The sequence below is a fragment of the Microcystis sp. M53603_WE2 genome, from assembly GCF_030065435.1.
This window is the reverse complement of sequence record NZ_JASJFF010000175.1, coordinates 1-3,211: the sequence shown is the minus strand read 5'-3', so window position 1 is coordinate 3,211 and position 3,211 is coordinate 1. Positions and strand designations below refer to the sequence as shown.

Genomic DNA, 3,211 nt, shown 5'->3' with positions numbered 1-3,211 from the left:
CCCACACCCCACACCCCACACCCCACACCCTACACCCCACACCCTACACCCCACACCCCACACCCTACACCCCACTTCCCCACTTCCCCACTTCCCCACTTCCCACTTCCCCACACCCCACACCCCACACCCCCACTTCCCCGCTTGATCGAGTACAATAGAGTGTTCAGCAAAAGCGATCAGCTATTAGCTTTGATTAGTCCTTCGGTAAGAATATAAACCAGAGAAAAGACCCATTAAAAGCGGCAATCAGCTGAAAAAGCTCAAAAACTGAATTTTAGGCTGAAGGCTGACGGTAGCTTGCTGAAAGCTGAATCCCGTTGATAATTTTTTTACTTGAATCACCGTGGTTATCCAAATCGACTCAACTCAAAACTACGAAACTAAAACCCAAGAGATCGCTAGACAACTTTTAGCCGAAACTCGGGAAAAAAAAGGTCTTTGGTCTGCTTTACAGGATCAAATGCGTTGGGATGATAAATTACTCGATTGGGCAATGTCTAACCCCAATTTACGAGTACAATTATTCCGTTTTATTGACTGTTTACCCGCTTTACGCAGTAATGCCGAGATCGCTAATCATCTCCAACAATACCTCGGTGATGCTTCCGTAGAACTGCCCAGTGCGCTGAAAAGTATCCTCAACTTTAGTGATCCTAACTCCTTACCCGCTCAAACGGCCGCCAGTCTGATCAGTAAATCCGTAGAAACCTTAGCTCGTAAGTATATCGCCGGGGAAGACCTAGGGCAAATTACTCGCACTGTCACCCGTCTGCGGAAGGAAAAAATGGCTTTTACCATAGATCTCCTCGGTGAAGCGGTAATTACTGAAGCGGAAACCCAAGTTTATCTACAAAGTTATCTGGATTTAATGACCCATTTGGCTCAAGAAGCGAGCAAATGGAATAAAGTTAGCCAAATTGATGAAGCGGACGGCGACTTACTACCACAAGTGCAGGTTTCTGTCAAGCTAACTGCCTTTTATTCTCAGTTTGATCCCATGGATCCGATTGGTAGTAAGGAGAAAGTTTGCGATCGCATTCGCCTACTGTTGCGACGCGCTCAGGAGTTAGGGGTGGCAGTCCATTTTGATATGGAACAGTACGTTTATAAAAACCTCACCCTGGCTATCCTGAAAGAATTACTCCTAGAAGAAGAATTTCGCAGTCGTACCGATATTGGCATCACCCTACAGGCATATTTAAGAGATTCTGCCCAAGATTTACAAGATTTAATTAATTGGGCCAAAAAGCGCGGTTATCCCCTGACTGTCCGGCTAGTCAAAGGCGCTTACTGGGATCAGGAAACGATTAAATCTCGGCAAAATCACTGGCCACAGCCGGTATATAACGAAAAATCGGCCACCGATGCCAATTATGAGCGGATGACGCGGTTATTATTGGAAAATCATCAATATTTATACGCCGCCATCGGTAGTCATAACGTGCGATCGCAAGCCTTGGCTTGTGCGATCGCAGAAAGTTTAGAAATTCCCCGTCGTCGCTTTGAAATGCAGGTATTGTACGGCATGGGCGACCAATTAGCCAAAGCGTTAGTGAAGCGGGGTCATCGGGTGCGGGTTTATTCCCCCTACGGACAACTCTTACCCGGTATGGCCTACCTAATCCGCCGTTTATTAGAAAATACCGCTAATAGTTCTTTCCTAAGGCAAAATTTGGAGGATCGTCCCGTGGAAGATTTAATCGCAGCCCCCCGGGTTTTAGGCAAGGATAACCCGATTATCGCCGGTTTTCCTAATGCCCCCGATACAGATTATGCTAACGAGCAATTACGAAATAAAGCGAGTCAAGCCCTTACTTTTGTCAAAAATTCCCTCGGTAAAACCTATTTACCCCTAATTAACGGCGAATACGTCACCACCAATGTTCAAATTAATTCCGTTAATCCCTGTAACCCGCAGGAAATAGTGGGTAAAGTGGGCTTAATTGAGGTGGAACAGGCAGAAAAAGCGATCATAGCGGCGAAACAGGCTTTTCCCGCTTGGAGACGCACTCCAGTGGCTAAAAGAGCCGAAATACTGCGAAAAGCGGCAGATTTGATGGAAGCGCGACGACACGAGTTATCGGCCTGGATTTGTTTGGAAGTGGGCAAAGTTATCCAACAGGCGGATCCGGAAGTGTCAGAAGCGATCGATTTTTGCCGTTATTACGCCTCCGAGATGGAAAGACTGGATTTAGGGCATAATTTCGACGTAGCAGGTGAGAATAATCGTTATTCCTACCAACCCCGGGGTATTGCTTTAGTGATTTCTCCCTGGAATTTCCCCCTAGCCATTGCGGTGGGGATGACAGTAGCGGCTTTAGTAGCCGGTAACTGCACGCTATTGAAACCTGCCGAGACTTCTTCGGTGATTACGGCGAAATTTGCCGAGATTCTCCTAGAAGCGGGTATTCCTGCCGGAGTCTTCCAATATATCCCGGGTAAAGGTTCGCAAGTGGGGGCGCATTTAGTTAGCCATCCCGATGTTCACCTAATCGCCTTCACCGGTTCACGAGAAGTGGGCTGTCGCATCTATACAGATGCCTCCATCGTGCAAAAGGGTCAAAAACACCTAAAACGAGTTATCGCCGAAATGGGCGGCAAAAATGCCCTAATTGTCGATGAGAGTGCCGATTTAGATCAGGCCGTTGTCGGTGCGGTTAAGTCCGCTTTTGGCTACACCGGCCAGAAATGTTCGGCCTGTTCGCGGATAATTGTTCTGGAAAGCGTCTATGATAGCTTTGTTGATCGCTTTGTCGAGGCTACCAAGTCCCTCAATATCGGGCCGACGGATTTACCGAGTACGGAAGTAGGACCGGTTATCGACGAGAAAGCTCAAGCAAGAATTCGGGAATACATCGAAACTGGTAAAAAAGAGGCTGAATTAGCCCTAGAAATGCCAATTCCAGAAGTGGGTTATTTCGTCAGTCCCACCGTCTTTAAGAATGTTCCCCCTGATGCGGTAATAGCGATGGAGGAAATTTTTGGTCCAGTGGTGGCGATTATCAAAGTGAGCAATTTCGAGGAAGCTTTAGCTGTAGCTAACGGAACCGACTATGCTTTAACCGGCGGCTTATATTCTCGCACTCCTGCCCATATTAACCGAGCTATGCAGGAATTTGAAGTGGGAAACCTCTATATTAACCGGGGAATCACCGGCGCGATTGTCTCCCGTCAACCCTTCGGGGGTTTCAAGATGTCGGGGGTAGGT

At 47.4% G+C, this 3,211-nt stretch carries 2 protein-coding genes; both read left to right on the top strand.

Going from position 1 to position 3,211, the window contains the following annotated elements; translation table 11 throughout:
- Nucleotides 1-219 (top strand): hypothetical protein (locus PX481_RS03825; protein ID WP_288093719.1); only part of this gene is annotated, 219 nt, incomplete at its 5' end.
- A 127-nt stretch (nt 220-346) separates the two neighbouring features.
- On the top strand, nt 347-3,211 hold a 2,865-nt coding region (pruA, locus tag PX481_RS03820; RefSeq protein WP_288093718.1), incomplete at its 3' end, for an L-glutamate gamma-semialdehyde dehydrogenase.